The sequence below is a fragment of the Streptomyces sp. Go-475 genome, assembly GCF_003330845.1.
Taxonomy (GTDB): Bacteria; Actinomycetota; Actinomycetes; order Streptomycetales; family Streptomycetaceae; genus Streptomyces.
Genome location: NZ_CP026121.1, coordinates 3573268 through 3592972, shown reverse-complemented (window position 1 = coordinate 3592972; position 19705 = coordinate 3573268). Strand labels below are relative to the sequence as shown.

Below are 19705 nucleotides of genomic sequence, written 5' to 3'. Positions count from 1 at the left end.
TTGACGATTTCTTGACGCTTCGGAGGGCAAGATCGAACGTCCGTCCGTGCCGGTTCCCGACTCCGCGTCAAGGGGCGCAAGGCCCTGCGCCTATCGTTGCTCCAGCGCTCAGTTAAAAGCACAGCCGAACCTGCCGCTCGCGTTAGGACAGCAAGGACAGCGATGCCCCCGAACACCACCGCCTCCACGGGTCAGCAGCCCGGCAAGTCCGGCAGGAGAAAAGGGCGCAAAGCCCGCCTGATCGTCCTCGTCCTGGTGCTGGCCCTCATCGGGGGCGTCGCCTTCGGGGCCTACTGGTCCATCAGCACCGTCCGGGCCTCCTTCCCGCAGACCAAGGGCACCCTCACGCTCAAGGGCCTCTCGGGACCGGTCGAGGTCAAACGCGACAACTACGGCATCCCGCAGATCTACGCCTCCTCGGACGCGGACCTGTTCATGGCGCAGGGCTACGTCCAGGCGCAGGACCGGTTCTACGAGATGGACGTACGGCGTCACATGGCCGCCGGGCGCCTGTCGGAGATGTTCGGCAAGAGCCAGGTCGACAACGACGAGTTCCTGCGCACCCTGGGCTGGGACCGGGTCGCCAAGGAGGAGTACGACACCAAGCTGTCGGACGCCACGAAGAAGTACCTCCAGGCCTACTCCAAGGGAGTCAACGCCTACCTCCAGGGCAAGGACGGCAAGGACATCTCCCTGGAGTACGCGGCGCTCGGCTTCACCAACGACTACAAGCCGCAGGCGTGGACGCCGGTCGACTCGGTCTCCTGGCTGAAGGCGATGGCCTGGGACCTGCGCGGCAACATGCAGGACGAGATCGACCGCGCCCTGCTGACCAGCCGCCTCGGCCCGAAGCAGATCGCCGACCTGTACCCGCAGTACCCGTACGACCGGAACAAGGCGATCGTGCAGGAGGGCCAGTACGACGAGCTGACGAGCGCGTTCGAACAGGGCGGCACGAGCGGCGCGTCGGGCACGTCGGGCACCTCCGGTACGTCCGGCACGAGCGGGACCGGCGGCACCTCCACCGGCGCCGCGGGCACCCAGGGCACCGCTTCCGGCGCGTCCGGCACGAGCGGCACCGCCTCCGGGGCCTCGGGCACCGCGGGCCTGGACAGCCAGCTCGGCGGCCTCACCCGGGTCCTGGACGACCTCCCGCCGGCCGTCGGCGTGAACGGCGACGGCATCGGCTCCAACTCCTGGGTCGTCAGCGGGGACCACACCATCACCGGCAAGCCGCTGCTGGCCAACGACCCGCACCTGTCGCCCTCGCTGCCGTCGGTCTGGTACCAGATGGGCCTGCACTGCCGCAGCGTCTCCAGCACCTGCCAGTACGACGTCACGGGCTACACCTTCGCCGGCATGCCCGGCGTGATAATCGGTCACAACCAGGACATCGCCTGGGGCATGACCAACTCCGGTGTCGACGTCACGGACCTCTACCTGGAGAAGATCACCGGCGACGGCTACCTCTACGACGGCAAGGTCAAGCCGTTCGAGACGCGCGAGGAGACCATCAAGGTCGCCGGCGGTGAGCCGAAGAAGATCGTCGTGCGTGAGACCAACAACGGGCCCCTGCTGTCCGACCGCGACGAGGAGCTCGTGAAGGTCGGCAAGAAGGCCACCGTCGACACCGCGGCACCCGACAGAGGCGACGGCTACGGCGTCGCGCTGCGCTGGACCGCCCTGCAGCCGGGCACCACCATGGACGCCGTCTTCGCCATGAACAGGGCCAAGAACTGGACCGACTTCCGCAAGGCCGCCGCCCTGTTCGACGTGCCCTCGCAGAACCTGGTCTACGCCGACACCGAGGACAACATCGGCTACACCCTGCCGGGGAAGATCCCCACGCGCGCGGAGGGCGACGACGGCTCGCTCCCGGCGCCCGGCTGGGACCCGAAGTACCGCTGGACCGGCTACATCCCGCAGGACGCGCTGCCCTACGAGTACAACCCGGAGCGGGGCTACATCGTCACCGCCAACCAGGCCGTGATCGACCCGGACAAGTACCCCTACACGCTCACCACGGACTGGGGTTACGGCACGCGCAGCCAGCGGATCACCGACCTGATCCAGTCGAAGATCAAGGACGGCGGCAAGATCTCCACGGACGACATGCGCCAGATGCAGCTGGACAACAGCAGTGAGATCGCCCGGCTGCTGGTGCCCACGCTGCTGAAGATCGACACCGGCGACAAGGACGTCCGCGAGGCGCAGAAGCTCCTGGAGGGCTGGGACTACACCCAGGACGCCGACTCGGCGGCCGCGGCCTACTTCAACGCCGTCTGGCGCAACATCCTCAAGCTCGCCTTCGGCAACAAGCTCCCCAAGGAGCTGCGGGTCAAGGGCCAGTGCCTGTGGGTCGAGCCGGTCAACACCACCGGGCCCGCCGACGAGGCGGAGAAGGTCCGCGAGTGCGGTCAGCGCGACCCCGACCAGGCGCAGCCGGACGGCGGCGACCGGTGGTTCGAGGTGGTCCGCAAGCTGATGGAGCAGCCGGACAGCGACTGGTGGAAGACGCCCAAGTCGGGCACCCGCCCCGGCGCCGTCAACCGCGACCAGCTCTTCAAGCGCGCGATGATCGACGCCCGCTGGGAGCTGACCGCCAAGCTCGGCAAGGACATCGACACCTGGACCTGGGGCCGGCTGCACCGCCTGTTCCTGAAGAACCAGACCCTCGGCACCGAGGGCCCCGGCTTCCTCCAGTACGCGCTCAACCGCGGCCCCTGGGAGCTCAGCGGCGGCGAGGCGACGGTCAACGCGACCGGCTGGAACGCCGCCGGCGGCTACGGGGTGGTGTGGGTGCCGTCCATGCGGATGGTGGTGAACCTCGGCGACCTCGACAAGTCCCGCTGGATCAACCTCTCCGGCGCCTCCGGGCACGCCTACAGCGCCCACTACGTCGACCAGACCGACAAGTGGGCCGACGGCGAACTGCTGCCGTGGTCCTTCTCGGACCGGGCGGTCGAGGACAGCACGGCCGACAAGCTGGTGCTCAAACCGTGAGCCACTGACGCCGGTCACGGAAACGGCCCTCCACACGCGCGTGGAGGGCCGTTCCGCGTCAGGGCTCCTGCCGGAACCGCCGCACCCCCGACGGCGTCACCACCGCGTGCACCGGCCGGTCGTGCGGCTCCTCCGGGACGTGCTCGACGACCTCGGAGTCGTACAGCAGCACCACCAGGGCGGGATGCGCCCCCGCCCGCTCCAGCCGCGCCAGGACCCGGTCGTAGGAGCCGCCGCCCCGCCCCAGCCGCATCCCGCGCGCGTCCACCGCGAGACCCGGCAGCAGCACGGCGTCGGCCGTCGTCACGGCGTCCGGGCCCAGGCGCTCGCCCGCGGGCTCGAAGAGGGCCATCCGGCCGCCGTGCCGGACGCGCGCCAGCGAGCCCTCGCCCGTGTACTCGCCCCAGTCCAGGTCGTTGTCGGGCAGCAGGACCGGCAGCAGCACGCGCACGCCCCGGGCGCGCAAGGTGTCCAGGAGCGCGAGCGTCCCGGGTTCACTCCCCACGGAGACATACGCGGCGACCGTGCCGGCCCGCGCCAACTCGGGCAGCTCCAGGGCCCGCCCGGCCAGCGCGGCCGAGGTTTCCCGCAGGTCATCCGCCGTCAACCTGTTCCTCACCGCGAGGATCTCGCGCCGCAAACTCCGCTTGTCAGGCTCGCCCGGACGTGCGATAGGCCTCAATGGTTGCTCCCGTACCGTCGCAATACGCTCATATGAGCGCCTATGAACCGGAGCCGCAGATTCCATGCAAAGGCACCGGATAGGGTGGCGGGCATGACTCAGTCGCACCCTCGGATCAGCAAGGCTGTCATTCCCGCAGCAGGCCTCGGCACCCGGTTCCTGCCGGCCACCAAAGCCACTCCCAAGGAGATGCTGCCGGTCGTCGACAAGCCGGCGATCCAGTACGTGGTCGAGGAGGCGGTCGCCGCGGGTCTCGACGACGTCCTCATGGTGACGGGCCGCAACAAGCGCCCCCTCGAGGACCACTTCGACCGCAACTACGAGCTGGAGTCGGCGCTCCAGAAGAAGGGCGACGCCGGCCGTCTCGCCAAGGTGCAGGAGTCCAGCGACCTCGCGACGATGCACTACGTCCGCCAGGGCGACCCCAAGGGCCTCGGCCACGCCGTGCTGTGCGCCGCCCCGCACGTGGGCCACGAGCCCTTCGCCGTCCTCCTCGGCGACGACCTGATCGACCCCCGCGACCCCCTGCTCCAGCGCATGGTCGAGGTCCAGGAGCAGCGCGGCGGCAGCGTCATCGCGCTCATGGAGGTCGCCCCGGAGCAGATCCACCTCTACGGCTGCGCGGCCGTGGAGACCACCGAGGACAGCGACGTCGTCAAGGTCAGCGGCCTGGTCGAGAAGCCCGACCCGGCCGACGCCCCGTCCAACTACGCGGTCATCGGCCGCTACGTCCTCGACCCGCACATCTTCGACATACTGCGCCGCACCGAGCCGGGCCGCGGCGGCGAGATCCAGCTCACCGACGCCCTCCAGCAGCTCGCCGAGGACGAGAAGATCGGCGGCCCGGTGCACGGCGTGGTCTTCAAGGGCCGCCGCTATGACACCGGCGACCGCGGCGACTACCTGCGTGCCATTGTCCGACTCGCGTGCGAACGTGAAGACCTGGGCCCGGACTTCCGGACCTGGCTTCGCAGTTACGTAGCCGAGGAGATGTAGCACGTTGAGCAGCGCCGCGCCCCGCGTCACCGGCCAGGACCACTTCGGCCCCGACCACCTCTGGTCGGTGGACGAGCACCTGGAGGACATCCTCGCCACCGTCCGCCCCCTGGAGCCGATCGAACTGCACCTGCTCGACGCCCAGGGCTGCGTCCTGGTCGACGACATCACGGTGCCGGTGTCCCTGCCGCCGTTCGACAACAGCTCCATGGACGGCTACGCGGTGCGGGTCGCGGACGTCGCGGGCGCGAGCGAGGAGTTCCCGGCGGCCCTGGAGGTCGTCGGGGACGTGGCCGCCGGCCAGGCCGAGCCGCTCCAGGTGGGCCCCGGCCAGGCCGCCCGCATCATGACCGGCGCCCCGCTGCCGCCCGGCGCCGAGACGGTCGTGCCCGTCGAGTGGACCGACGGCGGGCTCGGCGAGGGCCCGGTGCGCGGGATGCGCGCCCGCAGCCTCGGCCCCGAGGGCGCCACCGGGCAGGTGCACGTGTACCGCCCGGCCGAGGCCCGCGCGCACGTGCGCGCCAAGGGCAGCGACGTGAAGGCCGGCGACCGCGCCCTGGCGGCCGGCACGGTCCTCGGCCCGCCCCAGATCGCCCTGCTCGCCGCGATCGGCCGCGGCACGGTCCGCGTCCGCCCGCGCCCGCGCGTGGTGGTGCTCTCCACCGGCAGCGAACTCGTCCAGCCCGACACGGAACTGCGCACCGGTCAGATCTACGACTCCAACAGCTTCGCCCTCACCGCCGCCGCCCGTGACGCCGGCGCCATCGCCTACCGGGTGGGCGCCGTCGCCGACGACGCCGAGACCCTGCGCTCCACCATCGAGGACCAGCTGGTCCGCGCCGACCTGATGGTCACCACGGGCGGCGTGAGCGTCGGCGCGTACGACGTGGTCAAGGAGGCCCTGTCCCACGTCGGCGACGAGGACGAGCCGGGCAGCGGCGTGGAGTTCCGCAAGCTGGCCATGCAGCCCGGCAAGCCCCAGGGCTTCGGCTCCATCGGCCCCGACCACACCCCGCTGCTGGCCCTGCCCGGCAACCCGGTGTCGTCGTACGTCTCCTTCGAACTGTTCGTCCGCCCCGCCATCCGCACCCTCATGGGCCTCGACGACGTCCACCGGCCGACGACCCGGGCGACCCTGGCCGCCGACAAGGCGCTGACCTCCCCGAAGGGCCGCCGCCAGTTCCTGCGCGGCACGTACGAGGACGGCCGGGTGACCCCGGTCGGCGGCGCCGGATCGCACCTGGTCGCGGCCCTCGCCCACGCGGACGCGCTGATCGTCGTCCCCGAGGACACCGAGTCCGTCGAGCCCGGCGCCGAGGTCGAGGTGGTCCTGCTCGGCCGATAGGCGCTGGTTGGGGGTACCGTGTCGCGCACAGCAGGCCCGGACCGGGAGCGCCACACAGCATGAGCACGCAGGACCCACGCACGCAGAACGGCCCCACGCAGGACCGGCTGACGCACCTCGACGACGCCGGCGCGGCCCGCATGGTCGACGTGTCGGACAAGGACGTGACCGCGCGCACCGCCCGCGCCAGCGGACGCGTCCTCGTCTCGCCGCGCGTGATCGAGTTGCTGCGCGGCGAGGGCGTCCCCAAGGGCGACGCCCTCGCGACCGCGCGGATCGCCGGGATCATGGGCGCCAAACGCACCCCGGACCTGATCCCGCTCTGTCACCCGTTGTCGGTGTCCGGTGTGAAACTGGACCTGTCGGTCGCGGACGACGCCGTGGAGATCCTGGCCACCGTCAAGACGACGGACCGCACGGGCGTCGAGATGGAGGCCCTCACCGCGGTCTCCGTCGCCGCGCTCACCGTGATCGACATGGTCAAGGCGGTCGACAAGGGAGCGGTCATCACGGACGTACGGGTGGAGGAGAAGACGGGCGGCAAGTCGGGCGACTGGAGCCGGGCATGACGTACCGCGCTCTCGTCGTCACGGCCTCCAACCGGGCCGCCGCCGGGATCTACGAGGACAAGGGCGGCCCGCTGATCGCCGACGGCCTGGGGCGCTTCGGCTTCGAGGTCGACGGCCCGCAGGTCGTCCCCGACGGCGACCCCGTGGAGGCGGCCCTGCGCGCCGGTGTCGAGACCGGCTACGACGTCATCGTCACCACGGGCGGCACGGGCATCTCGCCCACCGACCGCACCCCGGAGGCGACCCGCCGGGTGATCGACCACGAGGTGCCGGGCATCGCCGAGGCCATCCGGGCGTTCGGCCGGGAGAAGGTGCCGACCGCGGCGCTCTCCCGGGGCCTGGCCGGAGTGGCGGGAAGCACGCTGATCGTCAACCTGCCCGGCTCCAGCGGCGGTGTGAAGGACGGCCTGGCCGTCCTGGAGCCGCTGCTGGTCCACGCCGTCGAGCAGCTCCGCGGCGGCGACCACCCCAGACCCGGCACTGGGGGTGCGAGCTGAACAGCCCATCCTGGCCCGTCGAGCTGGTGGACGGCGACATCGTCCTCAGGCCGATAAAGCTGCGCGACCAGCGGGCGTGGCGTGAGGTCAACCGGCGCAACCGCGACTGGCTGCGCCCCTGGGAGGCGACCATTCCGCCGCCCTCGCCCGGCGGGCCGCTCGCCCACCGCCCGACCTTCCGCCAGATGGTCCGCCACCTCAGGTCGGAGGCGAACGCGGGCCGGATGCTGCCCTTCGTCATCGAGTACCAGGGGCGGCTGGTGGGGCAGTTGACGGTGGCCGGGATCACCTGGGGCTCGATGTGCTCCGGGCACGTCGGCTACTGGGTGGACGAGGCGGTGGCCGGGCGCGGGGTGATGCCGACGGCGGTGGCGCTCGTCGTGGACCACTGTTTCCGCACGGTCGGACTGCACCGCATCGAGGTCTGCATTCGCCCGGAGAACGGACCCAGCCGCCGCGTCGTGGAGAAACTCGGATTCCGTCAGGAGGGGCTCAGACCGCGTTATCTCCACATCGACGGGGCCTGGCGCGACCACCTCGTCTTCGCGCTGACGGCGGAAGAGGTGCCGGACGGGTTGCTGAGGCGCTGGCACCGGGCACGATCGGAGAGTAATCCGGGAATCCGGCACCACCCCGGAAATTGAATACATGTTCGAAATTGATCGCCCGATGACCGTCTCGGGGCAATGAATTCCCGCCCCGGGCGGTCTGCTGATCGCATCGATCACAAAAAAAGTTCGAAATATCAGCCAGATCGTGCGACACACCGGCTCAATTGGCGGATGGCCTCACGCAAACCCCTCTACGGTGTGAGGCGTGAGCAGCAGCGGCCTCATCTACGCAGTCATTGTCGGGGCCTGGGCCGCCTACTTGGTGCCGATGTGGCTCCGTAGGCAGGACGAGCTGAACGAGGCCCGTCCGACGGAACGCTTCAGCACCGCCATCCGGCTCCTGTCCGGAAAGGCGGCCATGGAGCGCCGGTACGCCAGGGACCTGCGGGCGCGCTCCACCGAGGAGGGGGAGCAGGACGCCGACGACCTGGACGCCACCGAATCGGTGGACGTCCGGGCCTTCGCCGTGTCCAAGACGCGTCCGCAGACCCAGGCGCCCCTCCCGTCGCCCGCACCCGAGCAGCCGGCCCGCCCGGCACCGCCCGCACCGAACGCGGCGGGGCCCGGGCGCGCGGGCAGCCGCGTGCCGGCGGCCCGGCGCGGTGTGTCACCGCAGGCCCAGGCGGCCGCGGCACGGGCCCGGCGCTCGAAGGTGCTCGCGCGCCGTCGGCGCACCACCACCATGCTGTTCCTCGCCTTCACCGTCGGTGCGATCGTCGCCGCGGTCGGCGGGCTCGCGTTCCTGTGGGCCCCCGGCGTGCCCGCCGTCATGCTCAGCGTGTACATCGCGTACCTGCGCACCCAGGAGCGCCGCCGCTTCGCCTACCAGATGGACCGCCGCCGGGCCGAGGCCGCGGCCCAGCGGCTGCGGGAGCGGCAGCGCCAGCCCCGCCGGCGCGCCTCGGCCGACGAGGAGAGCGACGACCCGGAGGAGGGACCCGAGCCGGTGACCGACCCCGGCCTGTCGGCCCTCGCGGCGGACCGGCGCGCGCTCGTCGAGCAGACCGACCACGCGGAGTGGGTCGACCAGCAGCGCGAGCGGCAGCGGCGGCCCGGCCAGGGCGAGAGCTGGGAGCCGGTGCCGGTGCCCCTGCCGACGTACGTGACCGCACCCGTCGCGCCCCGGGCCACCAGCGACGTGGACCTCGGCGCCCCCGACACGTGGAGCTCCGCCCGCTCCAGCGCGGTCACCCCGGACGCGGAGCGCGAGGCCGAGGCCGCGGACCAGGACGAGGCGGACCCCCGCCCGCAGGACAGAACGGACGACGACGGGCGCACCGACGCCCGCCGGGCGGCCTCGGCGCGACGGGCCCGGGAGCGCGGGCGCACGCCGCTGTTCGACCAGTACGAGGACGGCGAGCGGCCCCGGGCCGCCAACGAGTAGCCCGCGAACCCGCAGGTGACCGCCCCTGGGGAACGGATTTCCAAGCAGGCCGATCGGGGTGCTAGAGTTTCACTCGTTGCAAGGGCCTGTGGCGCAGTCCGGTAGCGCACCTCGTTCGCATCGAGGGGGCCAGGGGTTCAAATCCCCTCAGGTCCACGCAGCTCAGAGCCCGGTCGGGAAACCGACCGGGCTCTGACGTGTGTTCAGCGCCACGTGCTTGCCCAAGCTTGGTCCGGCCGTGGATCTTCTTGACGAGCCCGCCGCGGATACTGGGGCATCTGCCCGGTGCGCTCGCCGCGGAGGTGCTGTGGCTCACCTCGTTCCCGACACCGTCGCCGCCGTCGTCGCGGGCGGGATGAACGTGTTCCTCGTCCGGGCGGCGTGGCTGCACTGGACCGGCTCCGGCCGGGCGCCCGACATCTCCTTCGGGTACTCGTGGAACCCCTCGGTCATGCGCGGGCACGAGCGTGGCATCGTCGCCCTCGCCGCCTGGCTGGTCTGCCTGACGATCGCGGTCGCCGCCGTCGCCGTCGCCGCGGACGGCGCGGGACCCGCCGTGTTCGATGTCGGCGGGGTCTTCCTCGTGGGCTCGTACCCCTGGCTGCTGCTGCATGTGACGATCGCGTGGTTCAACTGGCCGAAGGTACTGGTGCCGCCGCACATGCGGGGCGAGACCGGCTCGGTGACCGAGTGGTGGCGGCACCGAAGGGGGCGGCGCGCCGCGCGGGACAAGGGCCGCGGCCGGGGCGGTCGCTGAGCACCCGTCAGTCGGCGGGCCGGAGCTGCTTCGCGAAGCAGCGGCTCGACTCGTAGTGGCGGTAGTAGCCGAACTTGGCGCACGGCTCGTAGCCGCTGGACGTGTACAGGGCGATGGCCTCGGGCTGCTTGGTGCCGGTCTCCAGGACCATCCGGACGCGGCCGGCGGCCCGGGCGTCCTCCTCCAGGGCGGCCAGGATGCGGCGGGCGAGGCCCCTGCCGCGCACCTGCTCGATCACGTACATGCGCTTGAGCTCGGCGTCGCCGTCCTGGTTGCCCTCGTCGTTCGCGTCCTGCGCGCGCCAGCCGCCGGAGGCGACCGGGGCGCCGTGCTCGTCGTACGCGATCAGGTAGATGCCGTTCGGCGGCTCGAAGTCCGCCGCGGCCATCTCCGTGGCGTCGCCGTCGTCGCCGTAGCGGGCGGCGTACTCGGCCTGGACCTCGTCGTTGAGCTTCACGGCGTCGGGGTGGTCGAAGGAGACCCGGCGTATGTGCATGCCAACCACGGTATGTGATCCGGAACTGGACTCCGTCCAGAGTGCGGGTATCGTGCCCGGGTGCTCACTGTGACCTCTGTGAATGTGAACGGGCTGCGGGCCGCCGCGAAGAAGGGCTTCGTGGAGTGGCTCGCCGAGACCTCGGCCGACGTGCTGTGCCTGCAGGAGGTGCGGGCCGAGCCGGGGCAGCTGCCCGAGCAGGTCCGCGCCCCCGAGGGCTGGCACGTGACGCACGCGCCGGCCGCCGCCAAGGGGCGGGCCGGGGTGTCGCTGTACAGCCGGCGCGAGCCCGACCGCGTCCAGGTGGGTTTCGGGTCCGCCGAGTTCGACGGCAGCGGGCGGTACGTGGAGGCCGACCTGCCCGGGGTCACCGTCGCCTCGCTGTATCTGCCCTCGGGTGAGGTCGGCACCGAGCGGCAGGACGAGAAGGAGCGCTTCATGGGCGAGTTCCTCGCCTATCTGAAGGGGCTCCGGGAGCGGGCCGCCGCCGACGGGCGCGAGGTGCTGGTCTGCGGCGACTGGAACATCGCCCACCAGCGGGCCGACCTGAAGAACTGGCGCGGCAACACCAAGAACTCCGGGTTCCTGCCCGAGGAGCGCGAGTGGCTCGGCCGCGTCCTCGACCCGGCCGACGGCGGCTACGTCGACGTCGTGCGCGCCCTGCACCCGGACACCGAGGGGCCGTACTCCTGGTGGTCGTACCGCGGGCGGGCCTTCGACAACGACACCGGCTGGCGGATCGACTACCACGTGGCCACCCCGGGGCTCGCCGGGCGGGCGGTGAAGGGGTTCGTGGAGCGGGCCGCGACGCACGCCGAGCGGTGGTCCGACCACGCGCCGGTGACCGTCGTCTACGAGCGTTAGGGCCTGCGCGTCCTGCGGTCCAGCGCGAGTGACAGTTCCGCCTCCACCACGCTCCGGGCCAGCGGGCGCAGGCGGGGCAGGTCGGTTTCGGAGGCGTGGCGCAGGACCAGGTCGGTGAAGAGTTCGGCGAGGGCGTCGGCGTGGGTGCGGACCTGCTTGGCCGCGGCGAGGACCTCCGCGAGGGGGATGCCCTCGCGGACCAGGGCCAAGGAGACGTCCAGGAGCCGGCGGCTGATGTGGACGATCTCGCCGCCGTCGGCGCCGAGGTAGCCCAGTTCCATCGCGGCGGCGAGGTTCTCGGGGGTGGCCTCGCCCGCGAAGTGGTCGGCGAGTTCCTCGGGGGTGAGGTGGACCGGCTCCTCCTCGGTCGGCGCGCCGACGCCGAGCAGGTCGCCGACGTCCCGGCCGTGGTCGAAGGCTTCCGCCAGCTCCGCGATGCCGCTGAGGGTGTGACCGCGTTCCAGCAGGGCGGTGATCGTGCGCAGCCGGGCCAGGTGCTCGTCGTCGTACCAGGCGATCCGGCCCTCGCGGCGGGGTGGCGGGATCAGCTTGCGTTCGCGGTAGAAGCGCAGGGTGCGCACCGTGATCCCGGCCAGGCGGGCCAGCTCTTCCATGCGGTATTCACGCTTCTCTGACACCTGGGCACCTTAAGGCGTACCGGGGGTAACTTTCCCCGTCCGCCCCCTACCCATCGGTACGGTGCTGCCCTACTCTCCCATTGCGCCAGTGTTCACTGGCGCGGTTCTCGTGGTGTGTGGAGGTGTCGGCATGGGCGAGCGCGAGCACGTGCGGGTCGCGGTGGTCGGGTCCGGGTTCGGCGGGCTGGGGGCCGCCGTGCGGCTCCGGCGCGAGGGCGTCACCGACTTCGTCGTCCTGGAGCGGGCGAGCGGCGTCGGCGGCACCTGGCGGGACAACAGCTACCCGGGGTGCGCCTGCGACGTGCCGTCGCACCTGTACTCGTTCTCCTTCGCGCCCAACCCTGACTGGCCGCGCACGTTCTCGGGGCAGGAGCACATCCGGGCCTACCTGGAGCACGTGGCCGACACGTTCCGCCTGCGGCCGCACCTCCGCTTCGACTCGGAGGTGAAGCGGATGAGCTGGAACGCCGAGCGGCTGTGCTGGGACATCGAGACCAGCAGCGGGAACCTCTCCGCCGACCTCGTCGTGTCGGCGACCGGGCCGCTGTCCGACCCGAAGGTGCCGGACATCCCCGGCCTCGACTCCTTCCCGGGCAAGGTCTTCCACTCCGCCCGCTGGGACCACGACTACGACCTGCGCGGCAAGCGCGTCGCCATGGTCGGCACCGGCGCCTCGGCCATCCAGATCGTGCCGGCCGTCCAGCAGGACGTCTCCCGGCTCACCCTCTTCCAACGCACCCCGCCATGGGTCCTGCCGCGCATGGACCGGGCCATCAGCGGTACCGAGCGGTGGCTCCACCGGCAACTGCCCTTCACCTCGCAGCTGCGGCGCGGACTGCTGTGGGGCATCCGGGAGCTGCAGGTCCAGGCGTTCACCAAGCGCCCGAACGAGCTGGGCTTCGTCGAGCAGCTGGCCAGGCGCAACATGGCCCGGGCCATCAAGGACCCGGCGCTGCGGGCGAAGCTCACCCCGGACTACCGCATCGGCTGCAAGCGGATCCTGCTGTCCAGCGACTACTACCCGGCGCTCGCGCAGCCCCATGTGGACGTCGTCGCGAGCGGGCTCGCCGAGGTGCGTGGCTCGACCCTGGTCGCCGCCGACGGCAGTGAGGCCGAGGTGGACGCGATCGTGTTCGGCACGGGCTTCCACGTCACCGACATGCCCATCGCCGAACGGGTCGTCGGCGCCGACGGGCGGACCCTCGCCGAGACCTGGAAGGGCGGCATGGAGGCCCTGCGCGGCGCCTCCGCGGTCGGCTTCCCGAACTGGATGACGATCATCGGGCCCAACACGGGCCTCGGGAACTCCTCGATGATCCTGATGATCGAGTCCCAGCTGAACTACCTGGCCGACTACGTCCGCACGCTCGACGTCCTGGGCGGCCGGGTCGCCCTCGACGCCCGCCCGGGCGCCGTGAGCGCCTGGAACCACCGGGTCCAGGAGCGCATGAAGCGCACCGTCTGGAACACCGGCGGCTGCACCAGCTGGTACCTCGACGCGAGCGGCCGCAACACCACCATCTGGCCCGGCACGACCGCCGAGTTCCGGCGGGCGACGAGGCGGGTGGACCTCGCGGAGTACGACGTCCTGCGGCCGCCCGTGGCCGGGACGAGCGAGGAGCACGCCGCGGAGAAGGCCGGGGTGGACGCGTGAGCCGTCTCCTCCACGTCGAGTCCGGGCCGTACGCGCCGCCCGTCCCCGTGCGCGAGCTGACCGCCGTCTCCGCCGACGGCGCCCGGCTGCACGTCGAGATCCACGGCCCCGAGGACGCCCCCGCCGTCGTCCTCGCCCACGGCTGGACCTGCTCCACCGCCTTCTGGGCCGCGCAGATCCGCGACCTGGCCGCCGACCACCGGGTCATCGCCTACGACCAGCGCGGCCACGGACGCAGCCCCGCGAGCCCGGCGTGCAGCACCGACGCGCTCGCCGACGACCTGGAAGCCGTCCTCGACGCCACCCTCGCCCCGGGCGAACAGGCCGTGATCGCCGGGCACTCCATGGGCGGCATGACCGTGATGGCGGCCTCCGGGAGAGCCGCCTTCCGGGCGCACGCGGCCGCCGTCCTGCTGTGCAGCACGGGCAGTTCGCAACTGGTCGCGGCCGCCACCGTCGTCCCGCTGCGCCCCGGGCGGGCGCGGACCTGGCTGACCCGGCGGATCCTCGGCTCGCGCGCCCCGCTCGGGCCGGTCACGCCCCTGGCCCGGCAGATCCTCAAGTACGGGACCATGGGCCCCGGTTCGGCCCCCCACATGGTCGAGGCCTGCGCCCGGATCGTGCACGCCTGCCCCCGCCAGGTCCGGCACAGCTGGTCGCAGGTGCTGGACCTGCTCGACCTCGACCACGGGGTACGGGAGTTGACGGTGCCCACGGCCGTCGTCGTCGGTACGGCGGACCGGCTGACCCCGCCGGCGCAGGCCCGGGCCCTGTGCGAGGCGCTGCCGCGGTGCACCGGGTTCACCGAGCTGCCCGGCATCGGCCACATGACCCCGATCGAGGCGCCCGAGCTGGTCACCGGGAAGATACGCGAGCTCGTCACCACACACATCCAGGTCGTATCCGAGGAGAGCGCATGAGCAGGGTGAGCCTCGAAGGCAGGGTCGCCGTGGTGACCGGGGCGGCGCGCGGCGTCGGGGAGCTGCTGGCCCGCAAGCTCTCCGCAAGGGGCGTGCGGATCGCCCTGGTGGGCCTGGAGCCGGACGCGCTCAAGCAGGTCTCCGGGCGGCTGCACAGCGACAGCGACCACTGGCACGCCGACGTCACCGACCACGAGGCGATGGCCCGGGTCGCCGAGGAGGTCAAGGAGCGGTTCGGCCGGGTCGACATCGTCGTCGCCAACGCCGGTGTGGCGACCGGGGGTCCGTTCGCCGACTCCGACCCGGAGTCCTGGCGGCGGGTCATCGAGGTCAACCTGGTCGGCTCGGCGGTGACCGCCCGCGCGTTCCTGCCGATGCTGCTGGAGAGCCGGGGTTACCTGCTGCAGATCGCGTCCCTCGCCGCGATCACGCCGGCGCCGATGATGACCGCGTACTGCGCGTCCAAGTCGGGCGTGGAGGCGTACGCGCACAGCCTGCGCGCCGAGGTCGGGTACCGGGGCGTGAAGGTCGGCGTCGGGTACCTGTCGTGGACCGACACCGACATGGTGCGCGGGGCCGACCAGGACGACGTCATGCGGGAGTTGCGGCAGCGGCTGCCCTGGCCGTCGAACAAGACCTACCCGCTGGGCCCGGCCGTGGACCGGCTCGTGGCCGGGATCGAGCGGCGGTCCAGCCATGTGTACGGGCAGTGGTGGCTGCGCGGGATGCAGGGCGTGCGCGGCTACCTGCCCGGGGTGATCGGGACGGTGGGGCAGCGGGAGATGCAGCGGTTCGCGGACCGGCTCACGGGCATGCGCACGGGCCTGGTCGGAGCGGGTGGAGCGGCCGACGAACAGCAGCGCACTACGCTCCGTAAGTGATCGACATGCGCAGGGTCACGACCCGTGTGAATCTGAACGAGCCAGATCCCCTCACCCCCAACGGGAGTGAACCCACATGGGTATGAAGGACCAGTTCCAGGAGAAGTCCGAGCAGTGGCAGAACCAGGCCCGTCAGAAGGCGGACCAGGCTCGCGAGCAGATGCAGGGCCGTGGCCGCCGGCGTGACGAGGACATGGACCCCTCGCAGCCGCAGCGCGACCGCGAGCGTGACCGTGAGCGCGAGCAGGAGGACCGCTTCGACCAGGACTACGACGCCTGACGACGCGTGCTGAGCGGACCGGGGCGCTCCCGTGCGGGGCGCCCCTTTCCCCTGTGGCCGCCCGTTTCCCTGTGCGTCACGCCCTGGGCGGCAGCTTCGGACGGGAGCGGTCCGGTACGTCGCTGTAGGTGGGCGGCGTCGCGGGCGGGTTCGTCTCCAGCAGCCCCAGGGCGAGTTCGACCGCGTCGGTCAGCTGGGCGTGCCGCCCCTCGGCCCAGTCCAGCGGGGTGCGCAGGACGTCGATGTCGGGGGCGACGCCCTTGTTCTCCACCGACCAGCCGTAGGCGTCGAACCAGGCCGCGTTCATCGGCACCGTGATCACCGTGCCGTCGCCCAGCTCGTGGCGGCCGGTCATGCCGACCACGCCGCCCCAGGTGCGCTGCCCGACGACCGGGCCGAGCTTCAGCAGCTTGAACGCGGCGGTGATCATGTCGCCGTCGGAGGAGGTCGCCTCGTCGGCCAGGGCCACCACCGGGCCGCGCGGCGCGTTCGAGGTGTACGACACCGGCTGGGCGTCCCGGGTCAGGTCCCAGCCCAGGATCGTGCGGCTCAGCGTCTCGATGACCAGCTCGCTGATGTGACCGCCGGCGTTGCCGCGCACGTCCACGATCAGCGCGGGCCGGGACACCTCCATGCGCAGGTCCCGGTTGAACTGCGCCCAGCCCGACCCGCCCATGTCCGGGATGTGCAGATAGCCGCAGCGGCCCCCGCTCAACTCCCGCACCACCGCACGCCGTTTCGCCACCCAGTCCTGGTAGCGCAGCGGCCGCTCGTCGACCAGCGGCACGACCGCGACCCGCCGGGGCGGACCCGCACCCTCCGCGGGGGAGAAGGTCAGCTCCACCGTCGTCCCGCCCGCACCGGCCAGCAGCGGGTACGGACCCGCGTCCGGATCCACCGGGCGGCCGTCGACATGGGTGAGGAGCGCGCCCTCCCGGATGCCCGTACCGGCCAGCGGGGAGCGGGCCTTGGAGTCGGAGGAGTCGCCGGGCAGGATCCGCCTGACCACCCAGCCGCCGTCCCGGCGTACGAAGTTGGCGCCCAGCAGGCCCTGCCGGCGCTGGTAGTGCGGCGGGCCCTCGTTGCGCCGGGCGGGGGAGACGTACGCGTGGGAGGTGCCCAGCTCGCCCAGCACCTCGCGCAGCAGGTCCGCGAACTCGTCCGGGGACGCGACCCGTTCGACCAGCGGACGGTACTGGTCCAGCACCCCGTCCCAGTCGATGCCGCACATGCCCGGATCCCAGAAGTAGGCCCGGATCAGCCGCCCGGCCTCCTCGTACGCCTGCCGCCACTCCGCCGCCGGGTCGACCGTGTGCAGGATGCGGCGCGCGTCGATCCACACCGTCGAGTCGGCGTCGCCCGGCTCGTGGGACGGCACCGCGCGCAGCTCGCCCTCGTCGACGATCACCAGCCGGCTGCCGTCGCCGCTGACCGCGAACCAGTCGAGGTGCTGGGCGAGTTCGGACTTCTTGGCCTTGGTGATGCCGAAGTGCTCCAGGGTCGGCCGGCCGCTGGTGTCGTCCGGGTTGGCGAACGTCTCGCCCAGCGCGCCCGAGATCGGCCAGCGCAGCCAGACCAGGCCGCCGCCCGCCACCGGGTGCAGCGCCGAGTACTTGGACGCGGCCACCGGGAAGGGCGTGACCCGGCTCTCCAGGCCCTCGACCTCGACGGTGACGGCCCCGCTGTCGCCGTTCTCGTCGTCCTCCACCGGGTCCAGGCCCCCGGCGGCCGGGCGGCCCTCCGGGTTCACCGCGAAGGGGGAGGGCGTCGCCGAGGACAGCGGCACGAGGTAGGGGCGGCAGCCCAGCGGGAAGGACAGGTCGCCGGTGTGCACGTCGTAGACGGGGTCGAAGCCGCGCCAGGACAGGAAGGCGAGGTAGCGGCCGTCGCGGGTGAAGACCGGGTTCTCGTCCTCGAAGCGGCCGTTGGTGACGTCGACGACGAAACGGTCCTGGATCCGGGCCAGTTTGATCTGCCGCAGCGTCCGCCCGATGCCCGGGTGCGACCAGGTCAGCCACGCCCCGTCCGGGGAGAACGCGAGGTCGCGCACGGGCCCGTTGATCGACCGGATCAGCTCGGTGACCTCACCGGCCGAGCCGGACTCGTCGGCCGAGTCCTCCGTGACGTCGACGAGGAGCAGTCGCCCGTCGTGCGAGGCGACCGCCAGCAGTTCGCCCTCCGGGTCCGAGACCAGCTCGCGCACCCGGCCCAGCGCGCCCCGGGCCAGCCTGCGGGGTGCCCGGTCGCCGCTCGCCCGGGGCAGGGAGGCGATCTCGATCGCGTCCTCGCCCTCCGCGTCCGTCACGTACGCCACCCGGCCGCTCCCGCCGAGCATCTCCGGCAACCGCACCCGGACGCCCGGGGTGTCGGTGAGGGTGCGGGCCGGCCCGTCCCGGTGGGTGAGCCAGTACAGGCTGCCGCGTACGACGACGGCACTGGCCCGCCCCGTCTCGTCGACCGACACCCCGTCGACGTGCTGGGACGCCGCCACCTGGTACGGGCGCCGCCCGGCGCGCGGCCCGCTCAGCCGGACGTCCAGCCGGCGCGGCTCGGAGCCCGGGGACAGGTCGTCCACCAGCCACAGGTCGCCCGCGCACTGGTACACCACCCGGGTGCCGTCGCTGGCGGCGTGCCGGGCGTAGAAGGCGTCGTGGTCGGTGTGGCGGCGCAGGTCGGAGCCGTCGTAGGCGCACGAGTAGAGGTTGCCGACGCCCTCGTGGTCGGAGAGGAACGCGATCCGGCCGCCGACGAACAGGGGGGAGTGCAGATGGCCGCCCAGGCCTTCGAGCAGCCGCTCGCCGTGCAGCCACAGCCTGCCCGTGGCGCCGCCCCGGTAGCGCTTCCAGGCGGCCGGTTCATGGGGCGGGGTGCCCGTGAGGAGGAGGGTCCTGCGCTCGCCGTCCAGGTCGGCGACCTGGATGTCGGAGACCGGTCCCCAGGGCAGTTTGCGGCCCGGGTCGCCGTCGGGGGAGACCTTGTAGGCCCAGGTGAAGTAGGAGAAGGGCTCGCCGTGCGAGGCCACGGCCAGGATCTCGCCGTCCGGGGTCCAGCCGCAGACCCGGGTGTCGGCGCTGCCCCAGTGGCTCACCTGCCGGCCCGGGCCGCCGTCCACGGGAACGAGGTGGACCTCGGGCACCAGGCTGCGCCAGCTCGTGTACGCGAGGTGCCGGCCGTCCGGCGAGAAACGGGGGTGGCCGGCCTTGGTGCGGTCGACGGTGAGCCGCCAGGCACGGCCGGGGCCGTCGAGCGGGGCGAGCCAGAGGTCGTCCTCGGCCACGAAGCACAGCAGGTCGTCATGGAGGTGCGGCAGACGCAGATAGGTCACGTCTTCATGCTTTGCCGGGGGATGGAGTGGGGCAAGTTCAGACAAAGCGGTTTGCCGGGGTGACTCGTGACCCAGAACACGTACGAAACGGTTTCGTTCTCATAGGGGCTGCGCTACATTCGTCACGTACGAAACCGTGTCGTTCGGAGCAGGAAGGTGAGAGAGATGGCTGAGGTCGCCACCGCGCGTCGCAGTCGGATCACCCCCGAGCGTGAGGCCGAGCTGTACGAGGCCGTGCTCGACCTGCTCCGCGAAGTCGGCTACGACGCCCTCACCATGGACGCCGTGGCCGCCCGCACCCGGTCCAGCAAGGCCACGCTCTACCGCCAGTGGGGCGGCAAGGCGCAGCTGGTCGTCCAGGCCATCCGGCACAACAAGCCGGGCAAGGACCTCGGCGAGATCGACACCGGGTCGCTCCGCGGCGACTTCCACGCCCTCCTGGGGCGCGCGGACGACGCCCGGATGGAGCAGGACAGCGCGCTGATGCGCGGCCTGGCCATGGCGATGCACGCCAACCCGGACCTGCACAGCGAGTTCCGCAGACAGATCATCGAGCCGGAGGTCGCCGACTTCCGCCGGGTGCTGCGGCGTGCCGTCGACCGGGGCGAGGTCCGTCCGGACTGCCCGGCGCTGGACTTCGTGGTGCACATGATGTTCGGCGCGTTCGTCACCTGCGCGGTCCTGGACGACAAGCCCCCGACGCGGGCCTTCCTGACCTCGTACATCGACGCCGTGGTCCTCCCCGCCCTCGGCGTCCCCACCCGCTAGTCCCCTGAGCTAGCCCCCACCTGACGTCTCCGCTC

General features: G+C 72.1%; 18 protein-coding genes and 1 tRNA gene. 15 read left to right on the top strand and 4 right to left on the bottom strand.

Going from position 1 to position 19705, the window contains the following annotated elements; all coding sequences use genetic code 11:
* Nucleotides 1–162 precede the first annotated feature (162 nt).
* Nucleotides 163–3003: a penicillin acylase family protein gene (locus C1703_RS16370; protein WP_114253567.1), complete on the top strand. Its 2841-nt coding sequence runs from the start codon at nt 163–165 to the stop codon at nt 3001–3003.
* 58 nt (nt 3004–3061) lie between these two features.
* Here the strand turns inward: C1703_RS16370 and C1703_RS16365 are convergent, their stop codons facing one another.
* Nucleotides 3062–3685: a 5-formyltetrahydrofolate cyclo-ligase gene (locus C1703_RS16365; protein WP_198678188.1), complete on the bottom strand. Its 624-nt coding sequence runs from the start codon at nt 3683–3685 to the stop codon at nt 3062–3064.
* A gap of 93 nt (nt 3686–3778) precedes the next feature.
* Here C1703_RS16365 and galU point away from each other — a divergent pair, with 93 nt between their 5' ends.
* From galU to C1703_RS16325, 8 genes are all read left to right on the top strand, one after another.
* Entirely contained in the window at nt 3779–4681 is a 903-nt protein-coding gene (galU, locus tag C1703_RS16360; protein WP_114253565.1) for a UTP--glucose-1-phosphate uridylyltransferase GalU, read from the top strand.
* A gap of 4 nt (nt 4682–4685) precedes the next feature.
* Nucleotides 4686–6026 carry a gephyrin-like molybdotransferase Glp gene (gene glp, locus C1703_RS16355; RefSeq protein WP_114253563.1) on the top strand — a complete coding sequence of 447 codons (1341 nt, stop codon included), beginning with the start codon at nt 4686–4688 and terminating at the stop codon, nt 6024–6026.
* A 59-nt stretch (nt 6027–6085) separates the two neighbouring features.
* Nucleotides 6086–6595: a cyclic pyranopterin monophosphate synthase MoaC gene (moaC, locus tag C1703_RS16350; protein WP_114253561.1), complete on the top strand. Its 510-nt coding sequence runs from the start codon at nt 6086–6088 to the stop codon at nt 6593–6595.
* Nucleotides 6592–7092 (top strand): MogA/MoaB family molybdenum cofactor biosynthesis protein, encoded by a 501-nt coding sequence (locus tag C1703_RS16345; protein WP_114253559.1) that lies wholly within the window; start codon nt 6592–6594, stop codon nt 7090–7092. Before moaC ends, C1703_RS16345 begins: the two co-directional genes overlap by 4 nt.
* 23 nt (nt 7093–7115) lie before the next feature.
* A complete protein-coding gene (locus C1703_RS16340) occupies nt 7116–7736 on the top strand; it encodes a GNAT family protein (protein WP_232840759.1) in 621 nt (206 codons plus the stop codon).
* 172 nt (nt 7737–7908) lie between these two features.
* Nucleotides 7909–9087 (top strand): gephyrin-like molybdotransferase receptor GlpR, encoded by a 1179-nt coding sequence (glpR, locus tag C1703_RS16335; RefSeq protein ID WP_114253555.1) that lies wholly within the window; start codon nt 7909–7911, stop codon nt 9085–9087.
* An 82-nt stretch (nt 9088–9169) separates the two neighbouring features.
* A tRNA-Ala gene (locus C1703_RS16330) sits at nt 9170–9243 on the top strand.
* Between the two features lie 151 nt (nt 9244–9394).
* Nucleotides 9395–9844 carry a hypothetical protein gene (locus C1703_RS16325; protein ID WP_114253553.1) on the top strand — a complete coding sequence of 150 codons (450 nt, stop codon included), beginning with the start codon at nt 9395–9397 and terminating at the stop codon, nt 9842–9844.
* A gap of 7 nt (nt 9845–9851) precedes the next feature.
* Here C1703_RS16325 and C1703_RS16320 read toward each other — a convergent pair whose 3' ends face one another.
* Nucleotides 9852–10340, bottom strand: coding sequence for a GNAT family N-acetyltransferase (locus C1703_RS16320; RefSeq protein ID WP_114253551.1), 489 nt, complete (start codon nt 10338–10340; stop codon nt 9852–9854).
* A gap of 60 nt (nt 10341–10400) precedes the next feature.
* On the opposite strand from C1703_RS16320, the gene C1703_RS16315 reads away from it, so the two are divergent.
* Complete coding sequence (locus C1703_RS16315) at nt 10401–11204, top strand: exodeoxyribonuclease III (RefSeq protein ID WP_114253549.1); 804 nt, start codon at nt 10401–10403, stop codon at nt 11202–11204.
* Here C1703_RS16315 and C1703_RS16310 read toward each other — a convergent pair.
* The gene (locus C1703_RS16310; RefSeq protein ID WP_114253547.1) at nt 11201–11842 is read right to left on the bottom strand and encodes a MerR family transcriptional regulator; all 642 of its coding nucleotides are present in this window, start codon (nt 11840–11842) and stop codon (nt 11201–11203) included. The two genes, C1703_RS16315 and C1703_RS16310, sit on opposite strands and share 4 nt — an antisense overlap.
* A gap of 130 nt (nt 11843–11972) precedes the next feature.
* On the opposite strand from C1703_RS16310, the gene C1703_RS16305 reads away from it, so the two are divergent.
* The 4 genes from C1703_RS16305 (at nt 11973) to C1703_RS16290 (ending at nt 15577) form a co-directional block, all read left to right on the top strand.
* Nucleotides 11973–13496, top strand: a complete 1524-nt coding sequence (locus tag C1703_RS16305; RefSeq protein ID WP_114253545.1) for an NAD(P)/FAD-dependent oxidoreductase — start codon at nt 11973–11975, stop codon at nt 13494–13496.
* Nucleotides 13493–14416, top strand: a complete 924-nt coding sequence (locus C1703_RS16300; protein WP_114253543.1) for an alpha/beta hydrolase — start codon at nt 13493–13495, stop codon at nt 14414–14416. The genes C1703_RS16305 and C1703_RS16300 overlap by 4 nt, the downstream gene beginning before the upstream one ends.
* On the top strand, nt 14413–15297 hold the full coding sequence (locus C1703_RS16295; protein ID WP_114253541.1) for an SDR family oxidoreductase: 885 nt from the start codon (nt 14413–14415) through the stop codon (nt 15295–15297). Before C1703_RS16300 ends, C1703_RS16295 begins: the two co-directional genes overlap by 4 nt.
* A gap of 76 nt (nt 15298–15373) precedes the next feature.
* Nucleotides 15374–15577, top strand: a complete 204-nt coding sequence (locus C1703_RS16290; RefSeq protein ID WP_114253539.1) for a hypothetical protein — start codon at nt 15374–15376, stop codon at nt 15575–15577.
* 76 nt (nt 15578–15653) lie between these two features.
* Here C1703_RS16290 and C1703_RS16285 read toward each other — a convergent pair whose 3' ends face one another.
* Nucleotides 15654–18902, bottom strand: coding sequence for a S41 family peptidase (locus tag C1703_RS16285; RefSeq protein WP_114253537.1), 3249 nt, complete (start codon nt 18900–18902; stop codon nt 15654–15656).
* A gap of 165 nt (nt 18903–19067) precedes the next feature.
* On the opposite strand from C1703_RS16285, the gene C1703_RS16280 reads away from it, so the two are divergent.
* A complete protein-coding gene (locus C1703_RS16280) occupies nt 19068–19670 on the top strand; it encodes a TetR/AcrR family transcriptional regulator (RefSeq protein ID WP_114253535.1) in 603 nt (200 codons plus the stop codon).
* Nucleotides 19671–19705: the final 35 nt, after the last annotated feature.

Excerpts from the sequence above, each read along its gene's own strand:
- C1703_RS16345 (WP_114253559.1), top strand. The coding sequence starts at position 6,592 with ATGACGTACCGCGCTCTCGTCGTCACGGCCTCCAACCGGGCCGCCGCC.
- moaC (WP_114253561.1), top strand. The coding sequence starts at position 6,086 with ATGAGCACGCAGGACCCACGCACGCAGAACGGCCCCACGCAGGACCGG.
- galU (WP_114253565.1), top strand. The coding sequence starts at position 3,779 with ATGACTCAGTCGCACCCTCGGATCAGCAAGGCTGTCATTCCCGCAGCA.
- C1703_RS16305 (WP_114253545.1), top strand. The coding sequence starts at position 11,973 with ATGGGCGAGCGCGAGCACGTGCGGGTCGCGGTGGTCGGGTCCGGGTTC.
- C1703_RS16320 (WP_114253551.1), bottom strand. The coding sequence starts at position 10,340 with ATGCACATACGCCGGGTCTCCTTCGACCACCCCGACGCCGTGAAGCTC.
- C1703_RS16290 (WP_114253539.1), top strand. The coding sequence starts at position 15,374 with ATGGGTATGAAGGACCAGTTCCAGGAGAAGTCCGAGCAGTGGCAGAAC.
- C1703_RS16280 (WP_114253535.1), top strand. The coding sequence starts at position 19,068 with ATGGCTGAGGTCGCCACCGCGCGTCGCAGTCGGATCACCCCCGAGCGT.
- C1703_RS16370 (WP_114253567.1), top strand. The coding sequence starts at position 163 with ATGCCCCCGAACACCACCGCCTCCACGGGTCAGCAGCCCGGCAAGTCC.
- C1703_RS16295 (WP_114253541.1), top strand. The coding sequence starts at position 14,413 with ATGAGCAGGGTGAGCCTCGAAGGCAGGGTCGCCGTGGTGACCGGGGCG.